The sequence below is a fragment of the Gordonia alkaliphila genome (assembly GCF_039542465.1).
Taxonomy (GTDB): Bacteria; Actinomycetota; Actinomycetes; order Mycobacteriales; family Mycobacteriaceae; genus Gordonia; species Gordonia alkaliphila.
The window spans coordinates 141,449-168,201 of sequence record NZ_BAABIE010000002.1; the positions used below are offsets into that span (position 1 = coordinate 141,449).

Below are 26,753 nucleotides of genomic sequence, written 5' to 3' on the forward strand. Positions count from 1 at the left end.
TCTCGATGATCAGTCGGCCAGGCGGACCAGGAGCACCGTGATGTTGTCGTGGCCGCCGCTGAGCAGAGCGCATTCGACCAGCGACTCGGCGGCGACGGTCAGGTCACCCTCGGCCCCGGCCACCACGGCCTCCACCTCGTCGTCGGTGAGTTCGCCGTTGAGTCCGTCCGAGCACAGCAGCAGCACGTCGCCGGACACCGCACGGAAGGCGAAGTAGTCGGCCTCCGGCGTGGTCATGCCGGCGCCGAGGGCACGCGTGATGACGTTGCGGCGCGGGTCCACGCGGGCCTGTTCCGGGGTGAGGACACCGCTGTCGACGAGTTCCTGGACCTGCGAGTGGTCCACGCTCACGCTGCGCAGCCGGTCGCCGGTGATCAGGTAGGTGCGGGAATCGCCGATGTTGAACGCCACCCAGTGCGGCTCGTCGTGCTCGGTGGCGAGCACGACGCCGGTGGCGGTGGTGCCCGCACGTCGCGCCGAATCGCCTTCGAGGGCGCCGATGCGGTTCTGAGCCTTCACCAGCAGGCCCTCGAGCGCACCGGAGGTCTGCGCGAGCGACACACCCACCGGGGCGTCGGCGAGGGTCACGAGGGCCGCCTCGCTGGCGAGTTCCCCGCTCTCGTGTCCGCCCATGCCGTCGGCGAGCAGGTAGCGACCGGGCAGGGCGACCGCCGCGTCCTCGTTGGCCGGGCGCACCCGACCCACGTGGCAGGCCACCGCCCAATCCAGACGGATGCCGTCGACCTCATCGGTACCACTGGCCGAGGTGTCCCGCAGGATCACCGCTTCGGTCATCGACACGTCCCCTTTACGCCGTCTGCTGCGATATCCGCGGATCACCAGCCGCGCTCAGCCAACCGGTGCGGCTGCGGAATCTCGTCGACATTGATGCCGACCATCGCTTCGCCGAGCCCGCGCGAGACCTGAGCCAGCACATCGGGGTCGTCGTAGAACGTGGTCGCCTTGACGATAGCCGCGGCGCGCTGCTCCGGGTTGCCCGACTTGAAAATTCCCGAACCGACGAACACACCCTCGGCACCCAGCTGCATCATCATCGCGGCGTCGGCCGGGGTGGCGATGCCGCCGGCGGTGAACAGCGTGACGGGCAGCTTGCCTTCGCGAGCCACCTCGGCGACGAGGTCGTACGGGGCCTGCAGTTCCTTGGCCGCGACGTAGAGCTCGTCCTCGGGCAGCGAGCCGAGCCAGCGGATCTGATCGCGCAGCTTGCGCATGTGAGTGGTGGCGTTGGAGACGTCGCCGGTGCCGGCCTCGCCCTTGGAGCGGATCATCGCCGCGCCCTCGGTGATGCGTCGCAGTGCTTCACCGAGGTTGGTGGCGCCGCAGACGAAAGGCACCGTGAACGCCCACTTGTCAATGTGGTTGGTGTAGTCGGCCGGGGTCAGCACCTCGGACTCGTCGATGTAGTCGACACCGAGGCTCTGCAGGACCTGCGCTTCGACGAAGTGCCCGATGCGGGCCTTGGCCATCACCGGGATGGAGACCTGCGCGATGATGCCGTCGATCATGTCCGGATCGCTCATCCGCGACACGCCGCCCTGGGCACGGATGTCGGCGGGCACGCGCTCGAGCGCCATGACGGCGACAGCGCCGGCGTCCTCGGCGATCTTGGCCTGCTCCGGCGTCACCACATCCATGATCACGCCGCCCTTGAGCATCTCGGCCATTCCGCGCTTCACGCGCGCGGTGCCGGTGGCGGGGGTGGTGGTGGGCTCGGTGCTCACGTAGTGACTCCTGAAACTCTGCGGATGCGGCGGGCTGCCGCCTTCTGGTGACGTGGTCGGGAGATCAGACCTCCCTGAGCGCACGCCGTGCGCAACATTATTGCCGATGCACTCGGACACGCGCGCTGTGGGTCAGCTCGAACTCACTCGTTCGCTGATCTCGAAATAGTCGGGCGGTCGTGCGTGCCCGCCCAGCCGGAGGATCCGCACCATCCGGCGCCCGGCCAGCGTCCGCGCATCCCGGACCGAATCGTTGTAGAAGCGCCGCGCGATGCTCACCCGCGCCTGGGCGTCGGCCAACTCGGCGGTCAGCGCCGACGGACGGTCCGCGGGGTCGGTCTGCGCCAGCACCGTGGTCAGCGTGTTCTCGGCGAACTCGCGGTCGGCGGTGTCGGCGTCCTCCGCACGGTCGGCCGCGGCCACCAGCGCCGTGCCCAGCTCCACATCGGTGCTCGTCGACGCGATGGCCCGGGCGACGACCGCCCGGCGGTCCAGCGCGGCCAGCAGTGAGGCGCGCGCCAGGTCGACCCGCACGTACAGGCGGTTGAGGCGGGTGGCGCGGGTGGCAGCCAGGATGCCCAGCCAGATCAGCGCGCCGCCGCCCAGCACCACCGCGGCGGTGATGCCGAAGTCTCCGAGTGTCATCGCGGGCCGCTCAATCCGAGACCACCACCGGGCCGGCGCCCAGCGTGACCGATTCGTAGACCTTCTCGATCTGGTCGGCCACCCGCGACCAGTCGTACAGGTCGGCGCGTCGGCGGCCGCGTTCGATCTGGGCCTGCCGGGCGCCTTCGTCGTCGAGCAGGCCGATCACCGCGTCGGCGAGGGCACCGGGCGAGCCGGTCTCCATCAGGGTGCCCGCGGAGCCCTCGTCCAAGACGCGACCGAAGGCCACCAGATCGCTGGCCACCACGGCGGCGCCGGCGGCCATCGCCTCCACGAGCACGATGCCGAAGCTCTCGCCGCCGAGGTTGGGCGCCACGTAGACGTCGGCGCTGCGCAGCGCGCGCGCCTTGGTCTGGTCGTCGACCATCCCGAGGAACTCGAGGTGTCCGGCCAGGTCCCCGGCGCGTCGGGTGAGGGCCTTGCCGTCGCCGCCGCCGACCACCAGCACGGTGATGTCCGGATAGCGTTCGACGATGCGCGGCAGCGCCCGCATCAGGACGTCGATGCCCTTGCGTGGCTCGTCGAAACGGCCCAGGAACACCAGCGTGCGGCCGGGCCGCGGGAAGCCGTCGAGCAGCGGCGCCTGCGCGAACTGGGCCACGTTGATGCCGTTGGGGATCTCCACGGCGTCGTTGCCGAGGGATTCCATCTGCCAGCGGCGGGCCAGTTCGGAGACGGCGATCTTGCCGGAGATCCGCTCGCGGAACTGGCGGAGCATGCCGTCGAACAGGGACAGCCACAGCGACTTTGTGGTGGCGGTGTGAAAGGTGGTGACGATGGGCCCGGTGGCGACCATCAGCGACAGCATCGACAAGCTCGGCGAGTTCGGTTCGTGCACATGCAGGACGTCGAACTCGTTGTCGGCCAGCCAGCGGCGCAGGCGGCGCAGCCCCTTGGGCGAGAAGTTCACCCGGGACACCGAGCCGTTGTACGGGATGGCCAGGGCGGGCCCGGCCGAATCGACGTAGTCGGGCAGGTCGGTGTCCAGCGCGGCCGGGGCCAGCACGCGCACGTGGTGGCCGCGTCGGATGAAGACCTCCGCGAGTTCCACGACATGCGCCTGCACGCCGCCCGGTACGTCGAACGAGTACGGGCAGATCATCCCGATCTTCATCCCAGGCGCTCCCGGCGGGCGGCCGACCAGTCGGCCTCCCACAGCGGCTGCAGCATGTGCCAGTCGGCGGGTGCGGTGGCGATCCCGGCGGCGAAGGCATCGGCCAGGCGCTGGGTGGTGACGGCGACGTCGTCGTCCACCTCGACGGGCGTGAGCACCATCTGGGAGGTGTCCGCGTCCGGGTAGCTGTGGTGCACCGCGACCAGTGCGGCGCCGGTGGAGATCGCCAGTTTGGCCGGGCCCGCGGGGATGCGGGTGCGTTCACCGAAGAAGGTCACTGGCACGCCGTGGTCGGACAGGTCGCGGTCGCCCATCAGGCAGACCACGCCCCCGGCGCGCAGGCGCTGCGCGAGGATCTCGAACGGCGGCTGCTCGCCGCCGGTCAGCGGGAACACCTCGAAGCCGAGGGATTCGCGGTACTGCACGAACTGGTTGAACAGCGACTCGGGCTTGAGGCGTTCGGCGACCGTGGAGAACTGGCCGTGATGGGCCACCAGCCACACGCCGCAGGTGTCCCAGTTCCCCGAATGCGGCAAGGCGAAGATCAGGCCGCGGCCGGCGTCGACGAGTTCGGCGACCAGCGCGGTGTCCTCCGGCGACAGGTACGTCGTGGCGACGATGTCCGCCGGATCGGTGCTCGGCAGCCGGAACGCCTCACGCCAGTACCGCGCGTACGACTGCAGCGACTGCTCCACCAGCGCGTCCGGCACCTGCTCGGGCGTCGTGCCGATCACCCGCGCCAGATTCTTGCGCAGCTGCTCGGGGCCGCCGCCGCGCGCGGCGAGCGTCCCGACGAGGTCGAAGCTCTTGCGCGCCACCGACTCCGGCGCGTGTCGGACCGCGGCCCAGCCCGCGCGGTAGCCGAGGTCGGCGATCCGCTCCTGCCAGCTGGTCACGAGGCCGCCTCTGCGTCGTCGTCGGTCCGCGGCGCCATCGGGATGAGTTCGCGGGCACCGGGCGAGGTGTAGATCGACCACATGCGTTGGCCGACGGTGATGACGCTGGCGAAGGCGAGCACCCACATCGCGACGTGGATGGCCCAGTCCAGATGCAGGCCCGGCATATCGGTGAACCCGGCGCCGACCAGCACGATGATGAGGCGTTCGGGCCGCTCGATCAGGCCGCCGTCACCCTGCAGTCCGGCCGCCTCGGCGCGCGCCTTGGCGTAGGAGATCACCTGCGAAGTGACCAGGCAGATCAGGGTCGCGACCAGGAGCCACGAATGCGGCTCGGCCACGGCGGCCCAGTAGGCCAGGGCGCCGAAGATCGCACCGTCGGCGATGCGGTCGCAGGTGGCGTCGAGCACCGAACCGAAGCGGGTGCCGCCGCCGCGTGCACGGGCCATGGCGCCGTCGATCATGTCGACCATGACGAACGCCCAGCACACCAGTGCCCCGATGAACAGGTAGCCCTGCGAGAACAGACCGATCGCGGCGGCGACCGTCACCACGGTGCCGAGGATGGTCATCGCGTCCGGGGTGAGCCCCATGCGGAGCAGGAATCGGCCGATGGGATCGGTCACCTTGGAGACGACGATGCGCCCTTTGAAACTGATCACTCGGACTCCCCCAGCGCCGTCCACGCCTGCGCCAGCAGGGCGCGGGTCTCCTGCAGCAACTGCGGGATCACCTTGGTGCCGCCGACCACGGTGATGAAGTTCGCGTCACCGGTCCAGCGCGGCACGATGTGCTGATGCAGATGCTCGGACAGCGAACCGCCGGCCGCCGAGCCGAGATTGAGCCCCACATTGAACGCATTCGGATTCGACACCGACTTGATGGCGCGAATCGTGCGCTGGGTGAAGGCCATCAGCTCCGCCGACTCGGCGGGCGTCAACTCCTCCAGGTCGGCGACCTGCCGGTACGGCACCACCATGGTGTGGCCCGGGTTGTACGGGTACAGGTTCAGTACCGCGTAGACCGCCTCGCCGCGGGCGATGACCAGGCCTTCCTCGTCGGACATCAGCGGGATGTCCAGGAACGGATGCCCGGTCAGCGGGGTGCCGTCCTCGGTGGTCCGCGGCGGCGGCGCCGAGGTGATGTAGCTCATCCGGTGCGGTGTCCACAACCGCTGCAGCGGGTCGGTCATCGGCGCTTCCTGGCCACCTCGAGCATGGCCCCCATCGTCTCGGCGGTCGGCGAATCGTTGCGGCGCGACTCCTCCCACTCGTCGATCGCGACGATGGCCTCGTCCACCGGCACGCCGTTGAGCTGGGTGCCGTCGCGGAAACGGAAGCTCACCGCGCCGGCCTCCACGTCGCGCTCGCCGGCCAACAGCATGAACGGCACCTTGGAGGTGGTGTGGTTGCGGATCTTCTTCTGCATACGGTCGTCGGAGTGGTCCACCTCGGCGCGGACGCGGCGGCCCTTGAGGCGATGCACCACCGACTCGAGGTGCGGCGCGAAGGCCTCGGCCACCGGGATGCCGACCACCTGCACGGGGGCCAGCCACACCGGGAAGGCGCCGGCGTAATGCTCGGTGAGCACGCCGAAGAAGCGTTCGATGGAACCGAACAGGGCGCGGTGGATCATCACCGGGCGCTGCTTGGTGCCGTCGGATGCGGTGTATTCCATGTCGAACAGTTCGGGCAGGAAGAAGTCGAGCTGGATGGTCGACATCTGCCAGGTGCGGCCGAGGGCGTCCTTGACCTGCACCGAGATCTTCGGGCCGTAGAAGGCCGCGCCGCCCGGATCGGGTACCAGTTCCAGGCCGGAGTCCTCGGCGACGGTGCGGAGGGTCTCGGTGGCCTCCTCCCACAGCTCGTCGGTGCCGACGTACTTCTCCGGATCCTTGGTGCTCAGTTCCAGGTAGAAGTCGTCGAGGCCGTAGTCCCGGAGCAACTGCAGCACGAAGCTCAGGGTGGTGCCCAGCTCCTCGACCACCTGGTCCTGCCTGCAGTAGATGTGGGCGTCGTCCTGGGTGAAGCCGCGGGCGCGGGTCAGGCCGTGCACCACGCCGGACTTCTCGTACCGGTACACCGTTCCGAACTCGAACAGTCGCAGCGGCAGCTCGCGGTAGCTGCGGCCCCGCGAGTTGAAGATGAGGTTGTGCATCGGGCAGTTCATCGGCTTGACGTAGTAGTCCTGGCCGGGCTTCCGCACGGTGCCGTCGTCGTGGTACTCCGCGTCCAGGTGCATGGGCGGGAACATGCCGTCGGCGTACCACTCCAGGTGCTTGGACGTCTCGAACAGCTGGCCCTTGGTCACGTGCGGGGTGTTGACGAACTCGTAGCCGGCGGCCGCGTGCTGTTCGCGGGAGTAGTCCTCCATCTCGCGGCGGATGATGCCGCCCTTGGGATGGAACACCGGCAGACCCGAGCCGAGCTCGTCGGGGAAGCTGAACAGGTCCAATTCGCTGCCGAGACGACGGTGGTCGCGCTTCTCGGCCTCGGCCAGCAGGTCGAGGTAGGCGTCCATCGCCTCGGTCGACTCCCAGGCGGTGCCGTACACGCGCTGCAGGTCGGCCAGACTCTGGTCACCGCGCCAGTAGGCGGCCGAGCTGCGGGTCAGCGTGAACGCCGGAATGTACTTGGTGGTCGGCACGTGCGGGCCACGGCACAGATCGCTCCAGATCACGTCGCCGGTGCGCGGATTCAGGTTGTCGTACGCGGTGAGCTCGCCGGCGCCGACCTCCATGATCTCGTCGTCGTCGGCCGCGCCCTTGTCGTCGATCAGTTCCAGCTTGTAGGGCTCGCCGGCCAGTTCGGCGCGGGCGGCGTCCTTGCTGTCGTACACGCGGCGGGAGAAGCGCTGACCGGACTTGATGATCTGCTTCATCTTCTTCTCGAGGGCCTTGAGGTCCTCGGGGGTGAACGGTTCCTCGACCTCGAAGTCGTAGTAGAAGCCGTCCTTGATGGGCGGGCCGATGCCCAGCTTGGCGTCCGGATTGATCGCCTGCACCGCCTGCGCCAGCACGTGCGCGGCCGAGTGCCGGATCACACTCCGGCCGGCCTCGGAGTCGGCGGTCACCGGTGCGACGTCGGTGTCGACGGTCGGCGCCCACGCCAGGTCGCGCAGCGTCCCATCGGTTTCGGCGACGACGACCACGGCCTGCGGACCCTTGTTGGGCAGGTCCAGCTCCCGCATGGCGTCGCCCGCGGTAGTGCCGGCCGGGACCCGGAAGGACTCCGGTAGTGCGACTCGTTCGGGCGCGGCTTGGTCGGGCACGGCGGGGACTCCTCGGTGTTCTGCGCTAATCAGCGCGTTGTGCGCTGATCGGGGTGGTCAGGACGACGTCACCGGCGCGGCGACGTCGTTCGGCTTGAATCGTATCGGGTCGACGCGGGCCGTCCACCACAGCGTGACAACCACAGTCGCGAGAAACACCCAAAGGTAGGCGCCGGAGCCGATCACGGCGACGGCCGTGTCCCAACCGCGGCCCTCCGGTGGCCAGAAGAGCCGGTAGCTGCCGAAGCGCCAGCGTTCCACCCCGTCCTCGAGCACACCGACCCGCCAGGTGTAACCGATCGCGACGACTCCCGCGGGCGCCAGCCACCACAGCCAGGTCCACGGGCGGTCGCGGCGCGCGGCGTCGGCCGCCTGCACCAGCGCGATGATCAGCAGCGGCACCAGCCAGACCCAGTGGTGGCCCCAGGAGAACGGAGAAACCGCGCAGGCCGTGAGTCCGGTCAACGTGATCGCCAGCATCTCGGCGCCGACCCGATACGCCCGCCAGGCGCCGTAGAGACCGAGCGCGGCGAGCACCACGCCGACCGGCAGCCACAGCCAGGTGGGTGCGTGCCAGACGCCGACGGTGCCCATTCGGGCGAAGAAGCCGTTGAACGATTGATTGGCCACCGCGTCGACCGGACCGATCCGGGAGGTGTCCTCGCCGATCCCGGTCCAGAACTCGGCGGCCTGGCCGCGCAGAACGGCGAAGCCGAGCGCGACGGTCAAGGCGAAGACGACCAGGGCGGTGACCAGTGCCCGCCACTGCTTGGTGACCAGGAGGTAGCCGGCGAAGAACAGCGGCGTCAGTTTGATGCCGGCCGCCAGGCCGACGCCGACCCCCCGCCACCGACCGAGCGGCAGGGTGAGGCACCCGACCACGAGCACCGCCAGGACCAGATTGATCTGCCCGTTCCAGATGGTGGTGCGGACCGGTTCGGCCAGAGTCGCCGCCACCGCGAGCGCCACCAGGGTGAGCCAGAAACGGCCGTCGCGGCGGAACCGCAGCGCGCGCAGCGTGAGGAAGATTAGGAGCAGGAGGCAGAGCACGTTCACGGCGTTCATCAGCCGGAACGCCTCGTACGGTCCGAGCAGACCGAGCGGGGTCAGCGCCAGCGCGGCGAACGGCGGATAGGTGAACTGCCAGACCTTATAGACCGGCTCGCTGTACAGCGGGGTGTCGTGCAACACCGCGCGCGCACCGCCGCGATACACCTTGGTGTCGATGCCGTTGGTGAACAGCCCGTAACCGGGTTCGGTGAGCGGGAGGTACCAGAGGTGCCAGACGACGGCCACGAGGGCGAGCACGCACGCGACCACCACCACCGGGGTGGCGACGGGGCGGAGCGGACGCGCTACGTCCGGAGCGTCGTGCACCAGCCGAGGGTACGCCCGAATGGTGCGCCGCCATGCGCGGCGCGCCGCAGCCCGGCCGCCGGGCAGAGCCGGGGCGTCAGCCCATGATCGGCCCGCGCAGCCAGTCCTGATCCACGCCGACCCACGACGCTGCGGTACCGACAATCCCGAACAGCCAGAGGAACACCAGGATGAGCACCACCAGCACCACGATCGCGATGATCTTCGCCGGCAGGCTGAGGCGGTTGTAGTGGTGCCGCACCCAGTCGTAACCGCGGCGCACCCAGTGGCTGAGCCGCTGTGCCCAGACGAATTCCGACGACAGGACGGCCAGGCCGAGGAAGATCAGGATCCATCCGAAGCCGGGCGTGGGCAGCGGCACCAGGAGGGCGCCGCACAGGATCATCAAGGTGCCGACCGCACCGACCCCGGCACGATAGGTGCGGTTCCAGTGCGGGTTCAGGCGCATCTTGTAGCGCTCCTGCCGGAACCGGATCTTGATCCGTAGACGACGGGAGGTCGATCGACGACGGGGCCGCACCGGCGCCTCCGCCTGGTTCACCGATGCGTCCGTCTCCAGTGGCGACTCTGCGCTCATCGACTCCCCCGCACTTCTTCTTTCACGGGCCCGTCTGCGCCGGAAAACCCACCGTCGCCATTCTGCCCGAAGCGCCCAAATCCGTCGGGCTGTTGGTCCTGCCGATCGGCTGTCCCCATCGTCGTCAGCGGCACTGGGCACCGATGGATCCGCGGCTCAATAGGCGCCTCGGAGTCCGCCTCTTCGATCCCGTGCGCTCAGAGGAGCAGCCCGATCCGGAGTAGGCCGTCGCGCACCGCGCACGCGGCCAGGGACGTGCGATTGTCCAGGCCTGTCTTGCCGATGAGGTTGGCCACGTGCGCCCCTACGGTCCGTGCACTCACGCCCAGGCGGTATCCGATCTCCTTGTTGGTCGCCCCCATAGCGATCAGCGTCAGGACGTCTAGTTCACGTCTGGTGAGGCCGGAGGGCACCGAACCGGGCTGCACCAGTAGCAGAGCCATACGTTGCCCGCCGGCCACGGTGATCACCACGTGCACCCGCTGCCAACCGGCGTGCGCCTGCACGTAGCCCCGGAGTTCACGCCCGTGACCCGCCCCGCCGTGCAGCAGCGCCCGAGCGGCCGCGATCGCCTCAGGTTGCGGTACGACCGGTTCCGTCGACTCGTCAGTCTCCGGGTGGACCTGGACGCTGGCACCGCTCGCGTCGACGATAAAGGCAGCCGCCGACGGGTCCAGCCGGCGCGCGAGCCACCGCGGCTCCGTCGAGTGGCCACACAGGCGGCCGAGTGCGCCCGCAACCAGGTCGAGCCCGTCGCGCACCTGATCATCAGCTTTCTGAGCGTGATCGAAGTTCATCGTCAGGAGGCCGGAAACCTGGTGCCCGGCGCCCCGCAGCACGAGGGTGACGCCCTCCCGGTACCCGGCCGGATGAAGGAACTTCTCATACACCTGCGTGTGATAGAAACTCGAGCCGAAATCACGCATCCGCATTGGCATCGCAGCCGGTGAGTCGCTGCAAGGGGGCGATCAGCGCAGCCACCTGCGCATCGTGGTGCAGCACTTCGGTGACCGTCGACGCGATCTCGCTGATCGCACGAACCTGGTCACGTTGCATCCGGAACACCCACTTTCATTTGCGCCCTCGCGCCACTCCCGACCGTGCCAAACCTATCAATCACTTCACTGTTGTGGGCTACGTCATATGACCGATGTGGGACGCGACCGACCTCGACCACAGTGGCGCACACCACACCATCAACCCCTAGGAGTGCGACCATGTCCAGCCGCACCGAACTCGCCTATCTGACGGCCACCGAAGCGATCCAGCGCTTCCGCGACCGCAGCCTGTCCCCGGTGGAACTGATGCGGGCAGTGATCACCCAGGCCGAGGCCTGGAATCCGACGCTGAACTGCATCACCTACGACTACTTCGACCGCACACTGAAGCAGGCGGCCGAAGCCGAGAAGGTCTACGCCACCGATCCCGAATCGGCACGCCCACTCGAAGGCATTCCGTGCGCCATCAAGGACTGGCACTCCGTCAAGGGCGAGATCACCACCTACGGCTCCCGCGTCTTCGCCGACTTCCGCCCGGACCAGACCGCCCCGGCGGTCCAGCGGCTCCTGGACGGCGGCGCCATCATGCACTGCCGGACCACGACGCCCGAGCAGGCGCACGCCGGCGTCACGCACAGCCCGCTGTGGGGCGTCACGCGCAACCCCTGGAATCCGGAGTTCAGCCCCGGCGGCTCCTCCGGCGGCGCGGGTGCGGCCGTGGCCGCCGGCCTGACGACCATCGCCGACGGCAGCGACGGCGGCGGCTCCATCCGCATTCCGGCCTCGGCGTCGGGTGTCGTCGGCTACAAGGCGCCGTTCGGGCGCAACCCCACCGACCGGGAACATCCCAGCGAGCGGGTGCTGCACTATGGTCCGCTGACCCGCAGCGTTGCCGACGCCGCCCTGATGCAGAACGTCATGTCCGGGCTCCACCCCGACGATCCGCACACCCTCCGCGAGTCGCTCCTGCTGCCTGACTCATTCGCACCGGTCGAGGGTATGCGCGTCGCGCTGTCGATGGATCTGGGCTACTTCGACGTGTCCGCCGAGGTACGAGCCAACACCGAAGCCTTCGCTGCCACGCTCGAAGGACTCGGCTGCGTCGTCGACGAGGTGTCGCTGGACTGGGATGAGAGCGCGTTCGAAGCCTGGCTCGTCAATTGGGAGGGCCTCTTCTGGTCCCTGGCGGGCGATCAGCTGACCGACCATCGCGATGACCTGGATCCGTTCGTGGTGAAGCTGATCGAGAGCGGTTCGCGGCGCAGCCTGAAGGAGTTCTACGACGTGAACGTCACGCGGGCCGAGATGTACACGGCCATCCGTGGCGTCTTCGATTCCTACGACGCAGTGATCGCCCCCACCCTCGCCGTCCCCTCGGTGGCGGCCGATCATGACTACGACAGCGATTCGTTCACCATCGACGGGCGCCCCGCGCCAGCCTACCTGAGCTGGGCGATGACCTACCCGTTCAACCTGCTCAGCATGCTGCCCGTCGCCTCGGTGCCGTCCGGATTCTCGCCGTCGACGGGTGTGCCGACCGGCGTCCAGCTGGTCGGGCCAGCCTACGACGACCTCACCGTCTTCCGGCTGGCATCCGCAGCCGAGAAGACGATGAACTGGAATTCGATCCACCCGACACTAGACAGGATCTGACCGGGGCGCCCGGCACAGCCGACGCATAACGCCAAAACCCCCTGCCTAAGCAGGGGGTTTTCTTGTGGTCCCGGCTGGGATCGAACCAGCGACCTTCCCGGTGTGAACGGGACGCTCTTCCACTGAGCCACGGGACCGTGTTGCGCGTTCCGGGTTTGACTCCTTCACACGAGGAACGAGATTACACACCGATCCACCGGCCGCCAAATCCCGTGCTGACGCCAGGTTTTGCGGGCCTGTTTCGCAGCGGTATCGCGGCAGTTCGCTCGTCGATCGGCGATCACGCTGCAAAAACACATGCGTGTAAGTCGCTGACCACACGATTTGTGTAACCGACGGTGGGGTGATTAATGTTCTGTTCCGTTGGTGAGCAGCAGTCCACAAGACGAAGTTCACCAGCGTGCGGATGTGGCGCAGCTGGTAGCGCATCACCTTGCCAAGGTGAGGGTCGCGGGTTCGAATCCCGTCATCCGCTCGACAGCGAGCACGTCTCGCTCTGCGAGATCGTGCCCGTACGGTGAAAGAACCGTGGTGACGTGGCCGAGTGGTGAGGCAACGGCCTGCAAAGCCGTGTACACGGGTTCGATTCCCGTCGTCACCTCCAGTTGGAGGACAACTTCATCAATCCCGCGCGATTAGCTCAGTGGGAGAGCGCTTCCCTGACACGGAAGAGGTCACTGGTTCAATCCCAGTATTGCGCACCACTTCGAGATCGAGGTCCGGCACCCGCCGGGCCTCGATTTCGTTTTCCAGACGTCGATGCCACTGGGCATCGAAGGCCTGCCGAGCCCGCGCCGCCGCCTTCCCGTGGCGATCCCGCGGCGCGGGCCCCTTCTTCGCTATGGACTTCTCAAACAACGCATCGCGTCGGAAGCGCGGCTTCCGGCACGTCATTCAGATTGTTCAGGTGCAGCTATCTCGCCGATCAGCAGCCGATCATGCCGATGACGAGCCTCGTTGGCGGACAGGGACTTTCAGTTCGTTATGCGCGACTCAACACCGGCAGCGGTCAGGCCGCACCGGGCAACAACGTCAACGTGCGCCTGGCGTTCGACGGAATCGCCTCTCGTCGACGACGTGGATGATCCGGATCCGCCGGCGGGACGAACCACGGGCGCCGGTCGTGCCCGATGAACACCTCCCACCCGCTGTGATGAATCAGCATGTGATGACGACGGCACAGCAGCACACCGTTGTCCAAGCAGGTCTGGCCACCGTGCTCCCAATGCTCCGCGTGGTGGGCGTCGCACCATGACGGCGGTAGCCCGCACCCCGGGAACGCACACCCGCGGTCGCGCAGCACCAGCGCCTTCCTGATCCCCGGAGTGAACAGCCGCTTCTCGCGACCCACGTTGAGCGGCACACCCTCGCCATCCAGCAACGCCACCGCGACGGACGCCTCACACATGATCAACTCCGCCGTCCGCGCCGAGATCGGCCCGGCGAACCCGAGCCACGGCACCTGCGCCTCCACGTCGGAGAACGGAATCCGCACCACCCGACCCGGCCCGACACCCGCCGCCGAATCGATCGATTGCCCGTTCACGATCACCGCGGCAGGCACCGACAGCGTGACGTGCGGCAGTACTCCCCCGGACTCCGGCCGGTCCGAATGCGACAGATAGGTCCGCACCACCTGCGTCATGGCGTCAGCTCGCCGCCGCTTCGCCGACCGCTTATCCTCCGACCCATCCGGCTCGGGAACCGGCCGCGTCAGCGGATCCAGCGCCGCCCACAGTTCCTCCGCGGCGAGCGCATCGAGATCCAGCGTCACCGCCAACCGGCCGTCATCGGTGCGGTCCATCGTCATCTCGTTGAGGTCATCGCGTTCAGCTACAGGCACCTGCCCGGACGCGGCGGGATCGGCGGGCGCAAACTTGATGGCCAACGCCCGCGCCTTCTCCTTCACCAGCGCCGGCGTCGTCTGCACCAACAGCGAGCTGACCACCCTGGCCCGCTTCTCCGCGGACAGGTCCACGCGATCGGTGACGTGCGCCAGTCCGGTCACCACCGCATCGGCCTTCTCCGCCGACAGCGCACCGTCCCGCATGCCGCGCGTCACCGGCCCCGAGCCCTCGTCGGTCATCGCCTTCGCCAGGCGGGCGGCCCGATACGCCACCGCGGGCGCGGCATCGAGTGCGGTCAGGATCGCCGCCCCCGACCGCACGTGCTTCCGAGCGGGCAGCCCCACGCCCTCAATCCCCGCACACAACGCAGCCAGACCGTGGTCGACCACGTTCCGCAGCCGCAAGAACGCGGCGGCGAGCGCCAAAAGTTCCCGGTCGTCGGTCACCGCCCGCAGATGGGCCAAGAAATGTGCGAGGCCGCCCGCCGATTCGGTGCCGGTAGCGACACCGACGGTCAGGTCGTCCGACAACAGATCGGTGAAATCGGTCAGTACTGCTGCGTCCATATCGGACCTCTCCGGGGTAGCGAGAAGACAGCGTTTGCGCTGGGCGAGTCACGTCTCTCGTGAAGAAGCGACCACTCAACACATCGAACATCAGTTCGTAAGGAGAAGGTACCGCCGACCTACGACAATCTGGGATCCGAGACCCCGACGGCCCAGTTCACTGTCACCGGCGGACCCTCCTTGGTCATATTGACCAAGGAGGCCTCGTATATGACAGCGCAACCTCCGCCCACCCCCGGGCGCCGCGTGACTTTGCTCATAATCGCAGCCCCCCTCGGTCCCCGCCGTCACGCTGAGCGCCCGCGGCCGAGTCAGCGATCCCGGCCGGCCTCCGACCCTTCCGGACCCGTTTTCCCAGTTCAGAGAGATTGAACTCACGCCACCGAACCCCGGTTTGCTTTTGCGGACATCGCCCCGCTAGTGTTTGTTCTCGCCGGTGAGCAACAAGGTTCACAAGACCGTTCACCGACATGCGGATGTGGCGCAGCTGGTAGCGCATCACCTTGCCAAGGTGAGGGTCGCGGGTTCGAATCCCGTCATCCGCTCGGAGCGAGATTTCTTCGCAGCGAGGATCGAGCAATCCTTTCTCGCACTTGGTGGCGTGGCCGAGTGGTGAGGCAACGGCCTGCAAAGCCGTGCACACGGGTTCGATTCCCGTCGCCACCTCCACTAAGCAGTAGAATCTGCCTCAGCACAACTGCACAGATCCCGCGCGATTAGCTCAGTGGGAGAGCGCTTCCCTGACACGGAAGAGGTCACTGGTTCAATCCCAGTATTGCGCACCAGAAACGAAGGCCCGGACATCTGTCCGGGCCTTCGTCGTCACTCCCCCTCAACCTTTCAGTGCACAGGCGTACGCTGAGATTCATGATCGACGCCGCCGACCAACGCCGCGCAGAAGTCCGCGCACTCACCGAGCTCGGCCTCACCGAGGCCGCCCAGGCCGCCGCCGGGGTGCACCGGACGCACCGGGCAATCTCCGATCGCGTCTTCGCTGTAGCTCGCCGCGGCGTCGGGCCGACGGCAACTCATATCCAGCGTGTGCACGACCCGATCACCGACGGCATCTACCGGACCATCGACGCCACCGTGACCACCGCCGCCCGGCTCGGCGGCCGGTGGGCCGATCTCCCCCTGTCCACGCCGCCCTCGACCAGCACCCGCGGCGCCGGGATCATCGGGGTGGTCCACGGCCTCATCGGCGACGAACTCGATGCCAAGCAGTCGACGCTGGCCGCCAACAACCTCTCGGTGCGCGTCGCAGGCCGTCCGGTGACCCCGGACGCCGCGGGCCTCGCGCACGCCTTCCCCCGCCCGACCCGCCGCATCGCCGTCTATCTGCACGGCCTGGTGGAAACCGAGCACGCGTGGCGACTCGGTCAGCGCACGAGCGCCCCGTACGAACTGCACCTGACCAACCGCGGCGTCACCAACGTGTTCGTCCGCTACAACACCGGCCGCCGGATCTCGACCAACGGCCACGATCTCGCCGAACTGCTCGACGACCTGGTCCGCTTCTGGCCCGTCGACGTCGACGGCCTCACCCTCATAGGCCACTCGATGGGCGGACTGGTGGCCCGCAGCGCCGCCCACCACGGTCGTCAGGCCGGCCATCTGTGGCCGGACAAGGTCCGCACCGCCATCAGCCTCGGCACACCGCACCTGGGCGCCCCTCTGGAGCAACTGGCGCACCATGCGAGTGCCGCCCTGACGACCCAGCCGGAGACCGACGCCCTCGGTCGGCTGCTGCGTCGTCGTTCCGCCGGAATCCGCGATCTGCGGGCGGGGTCGTTGCTCGACGACGACTGGCTCGACAGAGATCCGGACAGCCTCGCCGCAGCCGTCGCCGCCGACGTCCCGCTCCTGCCGGGCGCGGACCACTACTTCGTCTGGGCCACCCTGGCGCGCAACCCCCGCAACCTGCTCAGCCGGTCGCTCGGCGACGGCCTGGTCCTGCACCACAGCGCCGGTGGGCGCAACCGCACCCGCAACCTCGGCTTCGACCCGGCCCACGGCTTCCACCGCGCCGGCGCGCACCACATGACCCTGCTGAACGACCCCGAGGTGGCCCGCCAACTCGTCTCCTGGATCGCCCCCGACTGACCAACCGCGACTGACCAACCACGACGCGGACCTCCCCGTACCGACACGCATCCGCGATGACGCACAATATGGTGTGAAGCTGGCAGGGAGGGAGTCACCGTGGCGATCGCCAATCTTGAAGCGTTGCAACCCAACACGATCCTGACTGGGCGGTGGCCACACCCGGTCACGTTGATCTCGCGCACCCTCCACGGCGCCGACGCGGCAACGGTGATCCTTCGCGACGAAGACGGCGCCTTTCGCGAGGAGATGCTCTACGCGGACGACCTCCCGCACATTTCGATCAGCACACCGCAGGAACGCACGTGGACGTTCACCGCCGACCCGATCGAGTTCCGTCTTGCGACCGAGGCCCTCCGTATCTCGATGGCCGGCGTCGGCGACCCGCTGGTCGCCGTGTCCACCAGCGACATCTCACCGCTGCCCCACCAACTCCGTGCCGTGTACGGCGAACTCCTACCCCGGACTCCCCTGCGCTTCCTGCTCGCCGACGACCCCGGCGCGGGCAAGACGATCATGGCCGGGCTGTACGCGAAGGAACTGCTGCTGCGCGGCGACCTGACGCGCATGCTGATCGTCGCTCCGGGCGGCCTCGTCGAGCAGTGGCAGGACGAGCTGTTCACCAAGTTCTCCATTCAGGCCACCATCCTCAGTCGCGAGCTGGTTGCGGCGAGCCCGCACGGCGATCCGTTCCCGCACAACCCGATGATGATCGCCCGCATGGATCAGCTGGCCCGGAACCCCGATCTGCTCGCCCACCTCGAAGAGTCCGACTGGGACTTGATCGTGGTCGACGAGGCCCACCGCATGTCCGCAAGTTGGCACGGACCCGCGGGGGATCTCCACGAGACACATCGCTTCAAGCTCGGCCGACTGCTGGGACAGATAACGCGCAATCTCCTCTTGATGACGGCCACACCGCACGCCGGCAATGAGGAGAACTTCCAGCTCTTCCTGTCGCTGCTCGACGAGGACCGCTTCGCCGGGCGCCCCACATCCGGCGCCGTCGCCGATACCTCCGGGCTCATGCGGCGCATGGTCAAGGAAGAACTTCTCACGTTCGAGGGCCGCAATCTGTTCCCTGAACGCATCGCAGAGACGGTTCCGTACAAGCTTTCACCGGAGGAGCAGAACCTCTACGAAGCGGTGACCCACTACGTCCGCAACGAGATGAACCGGGTCAGCGAGGACGGCGACTCTCCGCGACGCCGTACCGTCGGCTTCGCATTGACTGTCCTTCAACGCCGGCTCGCCTCCAGCACCCACGCGGTCCTACGCAGCCTCGAACGGCGTCGCGATCGACTCACCCTCAAGCGCGACGACATCAAGCTGGGCCGAGCCACCGTCGACGACGAGGTTCGGCGGATCGGCGCTCCCGAGGATTACGACGATCCGGATGAGTACTCCGCCGAGGAGTACGAGCAGATCGAAGAGCAGGTGGTGGACGCCGCGACGGCCGCCCGCACCGTCGCTGAACTCGACACCGAGATCGCCCACCTCAACGACCTGGTCACCCTCGCCACCGACGTACGACGCCGAGGGATCGACCGCAAGTGGGGGCAGCTCCGCAGCCTTCTCACCGACCGCAACCTGCTCCGCGACGGCGACGGACGTCCCCGCAAACTCATCATCTTCACCGAACACCGCGACACCCTCGACTACCTCGCCCGACAGTTGCGGAATGTGATCGGCACCGACGCCGCCGTACTGACTATCCACGGCGGAACCTCGCGGACCGAACGCATCACTGTCCGCGAGCAGTTCACCAACGAGCCGGAGCGACAGATTCTCGTCGCCACCGACGCCGCCGGTGAAGGCCTCAACCTTCAGGCCGCACATTTGATGATCAACTACGACCTGCCGTGGAACCCCAACCGCATCGAGCAGCGCTTCGGTCGTATTCACCGGATCGGGCAGCGCAATGTGTGCCGACTCTGGAACATCGTCGCCGACGAGACGCGCGAGGGGCAGGTCTACGCCCGTCTCCTCGAGAAGATGGAGCAGCAGCGAATCGCGTACGGCGGCAAGCTGTTCGACGTCCTCGGCGACGCCTTCGCCGGTGAACCGCTGCGCGACCTGCTGTGGAAGGCCATCCTCTACGGCGACGATCCGCAGCGTCTCGAGGAGATCGAGCAGGTCGTGAACGCTCAAGTGGCGCAAGGCTGCCAGACCCTCATCGACGAGCGAGCACTGGCCCACGAAACCCTCAGCCAAACGCAGCTCGATCGCCTGCGCCGACAGATGGACGAGGCCAATGCTCGCCGACTACAGCCGTATTACATCGAGCAGTTCTTCACCGAGGGCTTCCATCGCGTCGGTGGCCGGTTGATCAAGCGCGAGAAGTCCCGCTTCCAGATCAGCAATGTTCCCGCTGCGCTCCGGCAACGGGACACCCGTAAGTCGCACGCCGGCCGCCCGGTGACCCGCGCCTATGAGCGCGTCACCTTCGACCCGGCAGCGGTTCCCGGCACGATCCGCGCCGAACTCCTCGCGCCGGGCCACCCGCTGATGGACGAACTGCTGGCGACCATCGTTGATTCCGGCAGTGTGGCCCTCGACACGGGTGCAGTCCTGTTCGATCCCAACGACCCCGGCGGCGAGCCGTACGTGATCGTCGCAATGACCGGCGAGGTGGTCGACGGCCACGGAACCGTCGTCTCGCGTCGCTTCGCGTTCGTTCGGATCGACGCCGATGGAACGGTGAGCGATGCGGGCCCAGCACCGCATCTCGACCTCGCTCCGCTTCCCGACGATCTCGCCAACACAGTTGGCCGCAGCGTGACCACTGACTTCGAGCGCCTCGCCACCGACTGGGCAGCCACCCGAGCCCAGCCCACACACTTGCGAGAGGTGCGGGAGCGACTGTTGCCGACCATCGAGAAGACGCAAGACGCGGTGCGATCCCGGCTGGTGGAGCAGATCAATCACTTGCACTCCACCGCTTCGCGCTTGCGGGAGGAGCGAGACGCCGGCGGTGGACGTAAGCGACGGCAGAGTCCGGAACGATTGACCGAACTCGCCCGCGAGCTCAACGTGCGTTTAGATCGGCGAACCGCAGAGCTCGCGCGGGATGCTTCGCTCTCGGCGAAGCCACCCGCACTGCGCGCAGCGATGCTCGTGGTCCCGGCAGGAGTCGGCAACGATGCGATCGCCGACCGCGCCCGTGACACCGCGAGTACCGACCGACGGGCAGTCGCCGCCGTCCTCGCCGCTGAACGTGCCCTCGGCCGCGTGCCGGAAGAGATGCCGCACAACAACGTCGGCTACGACGTGATCTCCGAGCCGCCACTGAACACCGACGGCGAGCGCCCACCGGCGATCTTCCTGGAGGTCAAGGGCCGCCTCGAAGGCGGCGAGACAGTGCACGTCAGCTACAACCAGGTGCTGCACGCCCAGAACACCGGCGTCAACCACCGCCTGGCGCTGGTGACGGTGAGTCCGGACGGGCCGCAATACGACGAGGTCCGCTACCTCACCGACTACTTCCGCACCACGCAACTCGGCAGCGCCGCCGTCTCCGGCGTCGAACTGAACTTCCGACAGGCCTGGCAGCAAGCCCTGCCGCCCCACTGACCACGCTCCATCTCCTCCGGCGGCAGGCAGTCGCTGCCCCTCACAGCAAGGATTCCCATGACCGGTTACGCACAACATGATGTACCTCGGCGCAAGCTGATCGAAGTCAGCATCCCGCTGCAGAAGATCAATCAGGAGTCGGCGCGTGAGAAGTCCATCCGGCACGGACACCCCTCCACCCTGCATCTCTGGTGGGCACGACGCCCGCTGGCCGCCGCACGCGCAGTGCTGTTCTCCCAGCTTGTGGACGATCCCGCGAGCCGCCCCGATCTCTACCCCACCGAGGACGAGCAGAACGCTGAACGCAAACGGCTCTTCGACCTCATCGAACGCCTGGTGGTCTGGGAGAACTCGAACGACGAGAACCTGCTCGCTGAAGCCCACCGGAAGATCCTGGAATCGACGGACGGCAATCCTCCGCCGATTCTTGATCCGTTCGCCGGCGGCGGCACTATTCCCCTGGAGGCCCAGCGCCTCGGATTGGAGGCACACGCCTCCGACCTGAATCCGGTGGCGGTCCTCATCAACAAGGCGCTGATCGAGATCCCGCCGAAGTTCGCTGGCCAAGCTCCGGTGTTTCCCGGAGCCGCCGCAGAAACGATTCAGGACTGGCCGCGGGCCACCGGGCTCGCGGAAGATGTACGCCGCTACGGACAGTGGATGCGTGACGAAGCCGAGCAGCGAATCGGCCATCTCTACCCGAAGGCCGTGCTGCCCGATGGCAGCGAGGCCACGGTGATCGCGTGGATCTGGGCGCGAACGGTGACCTGCCCCAACCCTGAATGCCGCATCGCCATGCCGCTGGTCCGCTCGTGGTGGCTCGGCAAGAAGAAGGGCAAAGAGGCCTACGTCGTCCCGGTGGTCGACGGCAAGACAGTCCGCTACGAGATCGGCCACGACCTCGCGCACGCGCCGACTAAGGACAACGACGGAACGGTTGGCCGCACCGGCGCCACCTGTATCCGTTGCGCGGCCGCGGTGGAACTCAAGTACATCCGCGCCGAAGGCCAAGCCGGACGCATGGGTGCGCAGTTGATGGCCACCGTCGCCGAGGGCAACCGCCGCCGCATCTATCTCGCCCCGACGGACACAGACGAAGCCGCTGCAGATGTGCCACACCCTCAATCATCACCTGCCGGGACCTTGTTCGACTGGCCCGGGCGGATCAACGTCGTTCGCTACGGCCTGACGGAGTTTGCAGACCTCTTCACTCCGCGTCAGCTGACCGCACTCACCACCTTCAGCGACCTCGTCGACGAGGCCCGCGACCTCATCCAGCGCGACGCCCTCGCCGCCGGGATGCCCCTCGGCGACCGATTGGCCGACGGCGGCACTGGCGCTGCCGCTTACGCCGACGCGGCATCCACGTACCTAGGCGTCGTTGTCAGTAGAACCGCCGACCGCTCGTCGAGCATTGCCAGCTGGGACAGTTCAGCATCGAAGATTCGCAATACTTTCAGTCGGCAAGCCCTTCCTATGAATTGGGACTTCGCGGAAACCAACGTGTTTTCTAGTTCAACGGGTAGCTTCGCTAGTCAACTCGGTTGGCCGATCGAGACTCTCGAATCAGCCACTGCACGTACTTACGCGAGCGTCGCACAAGCGTCTGCCACATCTAGCGTGAAGCAACCAGCCCTGCTGTCAACGGACCCGCCGTACTACGACAACATCGGCTATTCGGACCTCTCCGACTTCTTCTATGTCTGGCTCCGACGCTCGCTCGGCGACGTCCATCCGTCGATCCTCTCGACCATGCTGGTCCCCAAAGCCGAAGAGCTGGTAGCCAACCCCTACCGCCACGGCGGGAAGGACGGCGCTCACCAGTTCTTCGAGGACGGTTTCCGCGAAGTCTTCGCCACCGCGCGGAAGCACGCCTACCCGGAGTTTCCGATCACCGTCTACTACGCGTTCAAGCAGCAGGACGCCTCGAAGGACGGGCAGGCCTCCACCGGTTGGGAAACACTCCTCGAAGGCATGATTCGTTCGGGCTGGCAGATCACCGCCACCTGGCCGATGCGATCCGAGCTCAGCAATCGCATGCTCAGCCAAGGCACCAACGCTCTTGCTTCGTCGATCGTCCTGGCACTCCGCCCTCGGCCCGACGGCGCGCCCCGCACCGACCGTCGCGGCTTCCTCGCCGCACTACGCGCGGAACTCCCGGACAAGCTGCGCGAACTCCAACAGGGAGCGATCGCTCCCGTCGATCTTCCCCAGGCTGCGATCGGCCCGGGAATGGCGGTCTTCTCCCGATACAGCGGAGTACTCGAGGACGACGGATCCAAGATGACCGTGCGCACCGCTCTCCAGCGCATCAACGCGATCCTCGACGAGGTGCTGGGCGAGCTGGAGAACGACTTCGACGCACCGACCCGCTTCGCCCTCACCTGGTTCCGCCAGTACGGCTTCACCAGCGGCACCTTCGGCGAAGCCGAGAACATCGCCAATGCGCGCGGTATCTCGCTCGACGCACTCGAACGCGCCGGCATCCTCACCAAGGGCGGGGGCAAAGTCGGACTGATCGCCCCGGACGATATGCCCGCCGACTACGATCCGTCAGCCGACGATCAGATCAGCGAATGGGAGGTGGTGATGCACCTGACCCGCGTCCTGGCCGCGGAGGGTGTCCCCGCTGCCTCGGTCCTCCTGGGGCAGGTCCCATCCACCGTCGACGGCGAACTGTGCCGCGAGTTGGCCAGTCTGCTGTTCACGATCGCCGAGGGCCGCAAATCGACCGCACTCGCGAATCACTTCAACAATCTCGGTGCGGCGTGGTCGGAGATCGCTCGCGGCGCCCGGACGGCAGCCCAACAGGGAACGCTGCTGTAGCGGACCGGCTTCGCGCCGGAATTCAGGCAGCGCGCGTGCACGCGGATCGTCGACTCGGGCTACTCGCCAGAGTCGCGTCCACTAGGCTCACGCAGTGCTGCACATCATATTGTGAGTACAGGGGAGATGAGTTGTGGCACTGAGTAATCGGGATCGTATTCACCAGGCACTCGACCTGCTGGGGCCGGCATTGAACGCCTACCTCACCGAGACCGTCGGTTCCGAACTGCCAGAGGATTTCGACGGCGGTTGGATCGACATTCTGCGGGCAGTCAAGAGCACCGGGCCCGGCGCGAACAAGGACTTCAATCCCGAGGATCCCTACGACAGCCTGCGGATGATCACCGACAACGTCCCGTACCGGTACCGCCGCGGGTGGGACCCGATCAAGACCCGGCTCACGCGGGCCGACATCGGGCTCGCGACCGAACTCCTCGAAGTGCGCAACGACTTCGCCCACGCTGCCTCGTTCACGTCCGACGACGCACAACGCGCACTGGATACCGCCAGCCGTCTGCTGCTGGCGATCGGTGCACCCCGCGAGGCCGAAAAGGTAGCCAAGTCGCGCGACGACTTGCGCCGCGTCACCTATGACCGCGTGGACAGCAATACCGCGCGTCACAACCCCAAGCTCAATATCGGCTCGGACCGGCTGCCGCCGTGGCGCGAGGTTCTCGCCCCGCACCCGGACGTGCAGAACGATCAGTTCAATGCCGCCGAATTCGCCGCCGACCTGTACACCGTCGCCATGCGCAGCGGTGGGCACAAGTCCGAGTACACGGACGCGCGAGAGTTCTTCGCCCGCACCTATCTCACCGAGGGGCTGCGGGATCTCATCGGCCGCAACGTGGCTCGTATGAACGGCGACGCCAACGCGTCCCCGGTGATCAACCTGCAAACCAACTTCGGTGGCGGCAAGACCCACTCGATGTTGGCCCTCTGGCACCTGACTTCTGACCACGCCAGCACCGATTTCGGCGACGAAGTAGGCGAGCTGACGGCACCGCTGGATGACGTCAAGAAGTCGGTCGGGATCCGCCGGGTCGCGCTGGTCGGCAATCAGATGGAACCGGCCAATGTGGATCACTCGGACGGCCGGCCCGGCATCCGGACGATGTGGGGCGAGTTGGCCTGGCAACTCGGCGGCCAGGATGCGTACGACATCATCGCCACCGCGGACCAAGCCTCGACCAACCCCGGCGCCTCGCTACGTGAACTGTTCGAGCTGTACTCGCCCGCCGTGATCCTGATCGACGAATGGGTCGCGTATGCCCGCCAACTCGTCAACGCCAGCGGCCTTCCCGCCGGGGACTTCGACACGCAGTTCACCTTCGCTCAGACCCTCACCGAAGCCGCCCGCGCCACTGCCGGAATCCAGGTGGTGATCTCGATCCCGGCGTCCAACAACCCCAGCGACGCCGACGAAGTGAACGAAGAGGAGGTCGGCGGTGAACACGGACGTGTCGCACTGGCTCGGCTGAAGAACGTGGTCGGCCGCACCGCCGATCAATGGCAACCGGCGAACGCCCAGGAGAGCTTCGAAATCGTCCGGCGCCGCATCTTCTCGGTGCCGGACGCCGCCGCGATGAGCGAGATCAGTGTGATCGCGAAGAGTCTCGTCGAGTACTACCGCAAGCACCATTCCGAGTTCCCCAGCGAAGCTCACGAACCGGGATATATCGACCGCATCAAGCAGTGCTATCCGATTCACCCGGAACTCTTCGACCGCCTGTATCAGGACTGGTCCACGCTGGACCGTTTCCAGCGCACCCGCGGTGTGCTGCAGATGATGAACCGTGTGGTGGGAACCCTCTGGCGCGACCAGGACCCAGCGGCCTTGGTGATGCCGGGTACCGTTCCCCTCTCCGACGCCGACGTGGTCTCCGAAGTGGCGAAATACCTCGAGGACAACTTCAAACCCATCCTCAACAGCGACGTGGCCGGCCAGGATTCGGTTCCCTACCGAGTGGATCACGATCACCAACTGTTCGGCCAGCGCGGCACCGCGCAGCGCCTCGCACGCACGGTGTTCATGGATGCCACCCCCGGTCTGCACACCCCGCACAAGGGCGCGGAGAAGAAGCGGATCTTCCTCGGCACCGCACTCCCCGGCGATGTGCCCGGAAACTTCCATTCGGCGCTCGACAAGCTCGCCAACGAATCGACGTACCTGTACACCGACGGCGGCCGCTACTGGTACGACACCCAGGCCAACACCACTCGGGCTGCCCGCGACCACGCCGCAGAACTCCCGGAGGCCGACGTCTGGGCGGACGTGCAACGCCGCTTGGAGGCGTTGCGCCGCTCCACCGGAGACCACGTCTTCACCGGCTACCACCTCTGCCCCAACGGGTCCGAGGACGTACCCGATGACCCCGCGACGCGTCTCGTGGTGGTGCCGATGAACCACGCCCACTCGGCGCGGGGCGGTACGGACACTGCGGCCCGAAAGTGGGTGCGCGACGTCTTGGAACGCCGCGGCAGCGCCAACCGGATCTTCAAAAACTCCCTGGTGTTCCTCTCCGCCGATGAGAAGCGTGCCGCCGAACTCGACTCCGCCGTCCGCGACTATCTGGCGTGGACGTGGGTTGTCGAGAATGAAGAATCTCTCGGCCTCGGCGGTCAGCAGGCCAATCAGGCCAAAGCCCGCCGCGGCGAGGCCGATCAGATCGCGGAGAGTCGGCTGCTCGAGACGTTCGTCTGGGGTATCTACCCCGTCCAACCGCTAGGCGACCGCACCTTCTCGCTCGAGGTCACCAGCACCGGCGGCGCCGACAACGACCTCCTGCTCCGAACCTCAACCCGGTTGAAGGAAGAGATCAAACAGGCACGATCGTCCTCGTTGATCCGGATGGATCTCGACGGCCCACTGAGCGAGGCGTGGAAAGACGGCCACATCGAGGTAGGCCAGTTGTACCGCTACTACGCCACCTACCCATACCTGTCCCGACTCCGCGACCGGGACGTGCTGATCGACGGTCTCTATTCCGTGAAAGACGACCTGATCGGATGGCTACAGGACGGCTTCGCGTTTGCCGAGACCTGGGACGCTGAGAGCGAGCGGTACCGCGGCATTCACTTGCCGAGCCATCAGGGCACACTCCACATCAGCGACGCGACATTGATCGTGAAGCCGAAGGTCGCGGAAGAGCAGTACGAGAAGGAATCGGGTGAGGTTGGAGGTGGTTCGGACGAAGAGTGCGAATCCTCCGGTTCGGGTGGCACCAAGCACCGCACCGATACCGGTTCAGACGGAGGCGCCAGCGGCGGATCAGGCGGAACCACGACTCCGCCGCCACCAGTGCCGGATCCCAATCGTCGATATTTCGGGTCTGTCGTTCTCGATTCGGACCTCCCCGCACGCGATTTCGCTGAGATCCACCAGGAACTGCTCCGACACTTGGCGAAGCCCGGAGTGCACGTCGACATCCGACTCGAGATCAGCGCTACCGCTCCCGACGGATTCGACACCGGAACTCAGCGAACTATCAGCGAGAATGCTGCGAACCTCCACTTCACGGAGTCCGGGTTCGTGGAAGACTGAT

Annotated in this window: 18 protein-coding genes and 7 tRNA genes; 11 read left to right on the forward strand and 14 right to left on the reverse strand. The window is 67.1% G+C overall.

The features are described 5' to 3' along the window. Positions 1 to 9: 9 nt before the first annotated feature. The 12 genes from ABD989_RS02550 to ABD989_RS02605 all read right to left on the reverse strand — a co-directional run bounded on the left by ABD989_RS02550 (position 10) and on the right by ABD989_RS02605 (position 10,698). Positions 10 to 795, reverse strand: coding sequence for a PP2C family protein-serine/threonine phosphatase (locus ABD989_RS02550; protein ID WP_345312311.1), 786 nt, complete (start codon positions 793 to 795; stop codon positions 10 to 12). Positions 796 to 836: 41 nt separating this feature from the next. Beyond that, positions 837 to 1,742, reverse strand: coding sequence for a pyridoxal 5'-phosphate synthase lyase subunit PdxS (pdxS, locus tag ABD989_RS02555; protein ID WP_345312312.1), 906 nt, complete (start codon positions 1,740 to 1,742; stop codon positions 837 to 839). Between the two features lie 132 nt (positions 1,743 to 1,874). Then, a complete protein-coding gene (locus ABD989_RS02560; protein WP_345312313.1) occupies positions 1,875 to 2,387 on the reverse strand; it encodes an NUDIX hydrolase in 513 nt (170 codons plus the stop codon). Positions 2,388 to 2,397: 10 nt separating this feature from the next. Next, positions 2,398 to 3,522, reverse strand: a complete 1,125-nt coding sequence (locus ABD989_RS02565) for a glycosyltransferase family 4 protein (RefSeq protein WP_345312314.1) — start codon at positions 3,520 to 3,522, stop codon at positions 2,398 to 2,400. Beyond that, complete coding sequence (locus tag ABD989_RS02570) at positions 3,519 to 4,418, reverse strand: phosphatidylinositol mannoside acyltransferase (RefSeq protein ID WP_345312315.1); 900 nt, start codon at positions 4,416 to 4,418, stop codon at positions 3,519 to 3,521. Before ABD989_RS02570 ends, ABD989_RS02565 begins: the two co-directional genes overlap by 4 nt. Then, positions 4,415 to 5,080, reverse strand: a complete 666-nt coding sequence (gene pgsA, locus ABD989_RS02575; protein WP_345312316.1) for a phosphatidylinositol phosphate synthase — start codon at positions 5,078 to 5,080, stop codon at positions 4,415 to 4,417. Before pgsA ends, ABD989_RS02570 begins: the two co-directional genes overlap by 4 nt. Beyond that, positions 5,077 to 5,610: an ATP adenylyltransferase gene (locus tag ABD989_RS02580; RefSeq protein ID WP_345312317.1), complete on the reverse strand. Its 534-nt coding sequence runs from the start codon at positions 5,608 to 5,610 to the stop codon at positions 5,077 to 5,079. Before ABD989_RS02580 ends, pgsA begins: the two co-directional genes overlap by 4 nt. After that, positions 5,607 to 7,688, reverse strand: coding sequence for a threonine--tRNA ligase (gene thrS, locus ABD989_RS02585; RefSeq protein ID WP_345312318.1), 2,082 nt, complete (start codon positions 7,686 to 7,688; stop codon positions 5,607 to 5,609). The genes ABD989_RS02580 and thrS overlap by 4 nt, the downstream gene beginning before the upstream one ends. A gap of 57 nt (positions 7,689 to 7,745) precedes the next feature. After that, a complete protein-coding gene (locus ABD989_RS02590) occupies positions 7,746 to 9,065 on the reverse strand; it encodes a glycosyltransferase 87 family protein (RefSeq protein WP_345312319.1) in 1,320 nt (439 codons plus the stop codon). A gap of 76 nt (positions 9,066 to 9,141) precedes the next feature. Then, the gene (locus ABD989_RS02595; RefSeq protein WP_345312320.1) at positions 9,142 to 9,642 is read right to left on the reverse strand and encodes a TIGR02611 family protein; all 501 of its coding nucleotides are present in this window, start codon (positions 9,640 to 9,642) and stop codon (positions 9,142 to 9,144) included. Positions 9,643 to 9,839: 197 nt separating this feature from the next. Beyond that, the gene (locus ABD989_RS02600) at positions 9,840 to 10,568 is read right to left on the reverse strand and encodes a helix-turn-helix transcriptional regulator (RefSeq protein WP_345312321.1); all 729 of its coding nucleotides are present in this window, start codon (positions 10,566 to 10,568) and stop codon (positions 9,840 to 9,842) included. Next, positions 10,561 to 10,698, reverse strand: a complete 138-nt coding sequence (locus ABD989_RS02605; RefSeq protein ID WP_345312322.1) for a hypothetical protein — start codon at positions 10,696 to 10,698, stop codon at positions 10,561 to 10,563. Before ABD989_RS02605 ends, ABD989_RS02600 begins: the two co-directional genes overlap by 8 nt. A gap of 161 nt (positions 10,699 to 10,859) precedes the next feature. On the opposite strand from ABD989_RS02605, the gene ABD989_RS02610 reads away from it, so the two are divergent. After that, the gene (locus tag ABD989_RS02610) at positions 10,860 to 12,293 is read left to right on the forward strand and encodes an amidase (RefSeq protein WP_345312323.1); all 1,434 of its coding nucleotides are present in this window, start codon (positions 10,860 to 10,862) and stop codon (positions 12,291 to 12,293) included. 65 nt (positions 12,294 to 12,358) lie between these two features. Here the strand turns inward: ABD989_RS02610 and ABD989_RS02615 are convergent. After that, a tRNA-Val gene (locus ABD989_RS02615) sits at positions 12,359 to 12,430 on the reverse strand. Between the two features lie 265 nt (positions 12,431 to 12,695). Between ABD989_RS02615 and ABD989_RS02620 the strand changes: the two genes are divergently transcribed. From ABD989_RS02620 to ABD989_RS02630, 3 genes are all read left to right on the forward strand, one after another. Then, a tRNA-Gly gene (locus ABD989_RS02620) sits at positions 12,696 to 12,768 on the forward strand. A gap of 55 nt (positions 12,769 to 12,823) precedes the next feature. Beyond that, a tRNA-Cys gene (locus ABD989_RS02625) sits at positions 12,824 to 12,897 on the forward strand. A 25-nt stretch (positions 12,898 to 12,922) separates the two neighbouring features. Beyond that, positions 12,923 to 12,997 (forward strand) — tRNA-Val (locus ABD989_RS02630). Between the two features lie 305 nt (positions 12,998 to 13,302). On the opposite strand, the gene ABD989_RS02635 is transcribed toward ABD989_RS02630, so the two are convergent. Further along, positions 13,303 to 14,706: an HNH endonuclease signature motif containing protein gene (locus ABD989_RS02635; protein WP_345312324.1), complete on the reverse strand. Its 1,404-nt coding sequence runs from the start codon at positions 14,704 to 14,706 to the stop codon at positions 13,303 to 13,305. A 472-nt stretch (positions 14,707 to 15,178) separates the two neighbouring features. Between ABD989_RS02635 and ABD989_RS02640 the strand changes: the two genes are divergently transcribed. The 7 genes from ABD989_RS02640 to ABD989_RS02670 all read left to right on the forward strand — a co-directional run bounded on the left by ABD989_RS02640 (position 15,179) and on the right by ABD989_RS02670 (position 26,752). Continuing rightward, a tRNA-Gly gene (locus ABD989_RS02640) sits at positions 15,179 to 15,251 on the forward strand. Positions 15,252 to 15,301: 50 nt separating this feature from the next. Then, positions 15,302 to 15,375: transfer RNA gene (locus ABD989_RS02645), tRNA-Cys, on the forward strand. 41 nt (positions 15,376 to 15,416) lie between these two features. Then, a tRNA-Val gene (locus tag ABD989_RS02650) sits at positions 15,417 to 15,491 on the forward strand. Positions 15,492 to 15,573: 82 nt separating this feature from the next. Next, entirely contained in the window at positions 15,574 to 16,809 is a 1,236-nt protein-coding gene (locus tag ABD989_RS02655; RefSeq protein WP_345312325.1) for an esterase/lipase family protein, read from the forward strand. 99 nt (positions 16,810 to 16,908) lie between these two features. Continuing rightward, positions 16,909 to 20,382: a helicase-related protein gene (locus ABD989_RS02660; protein WP_345312326.1), complete on the forward strand. Its 3,474-nt coding sequence runs from the start codon at positions 16,909 to 16,911 to the stop codon at positions 20,380 to 20,382. Between the two features lie 57 nt (positions 20,383 to 20,439). After that, on the forward strand, positions 20,440 to 23,208 hold the full coding sequence (locus ABD989_RS02665; protein WP_345312327.1) for a DUF1156 domain-containing protein: 2,769 nt from the start codon (positions 20,440 to 20,442) through the stop codon (positions 23,206 to 23,208). Positions 23,209 to 23,341: 133 nt separating this feature from the next. Further along, positions 23,342 to 26,752, forward strand: a complete 3,411-nt coding sequence (locus tag ABD989_RS02670; protein WP_345312328.1) for a DUF499 family protein — start codon at positions 23,342 to 23,344, stop codon at positions 26,750 to 26,752. Position 26,753: the final 1 nt, after the last annotated feature.